Below are 803 nucleotides of genomic sequence, written 5' to 3' on the forward strand. Positions count from 1 at the left end.
TGGAAAAAACCTATCGTGTTAACTTGAATATGATTGGTATCGATGGCCGCCCGGCAGTGAAAGGCCTGAAGGTTATTTTAACTGAGTGGCTTAGTTATCGAACAGATACCGTAACGCGTAGACTTAAATTTAGGCTCGATAAAGTCGAGAAGCGACTACACCTCTTGGATGGGCTATTGGTCGCCTTCCTGAATATCGATGAAGTAATCCATATCATTCGAACAGAAGATGAGCCAAAAGCTGTGTTAATGGCTCGCTTTAATCTGACTGAAGTTCAGGCAGACTATATTCTGGATACCAAGTTGAGACAGCTCGCTCGACTTGAAGAAATGAAGATTCGTGCCGAGCAGGAAGAACTTGAAAAAGAACGTAAAGAATTGAAGAAAATCCTAGGTTCTTCAGCTTTGATGAAGGCCTTGATTAAAGAAGAATTATTGGCGGATGCAGAAAAATACGGCGATGATCGTCGCTCCCCAATCGTTGAGCGGCAAGAAGCAAAAGCTTTCTCAGAAGCTGATTTGATTTCATCTGAACCCGTGACGGTTGTCTTGTCAGAGAAAGGTTGGGTGAGATCGGCTAAAGGTCATGATATTGATCCGGCAGGGCTGAATTATAAGTCGGGTGATGGCTACGCTTTATCGGCCAAAGGTAAGAGTCATCAAGGTGTCGTGTTTATTGATTCTACCGGGCGCTCTTATACCGTGCCGACACATAGCTTGCCGTCAGCAAGAGGCCAGGGAGAGCCCTTGACCGGTAAGATCAACCCGCCTTCGGGCGCAACGTTTAAAGCGGTCGTGCTTGGT

The 803-nt window shown here is 46.0% G+C and carries 1 protein-coding gene; it reads left to right on the forward strand.

The window, feature by feature from the left end; translation table 11 throughout:
* Positions 1–803: DNA gyrase subunit A (locus tag A3735_RS26725; protein WP_304440032.1), on the forward strand; the 803-nt coding region annotated here is incomplete at both ends.

This window comes from Oleiphilus sp. HI0061, assembly GCF_001635675.1.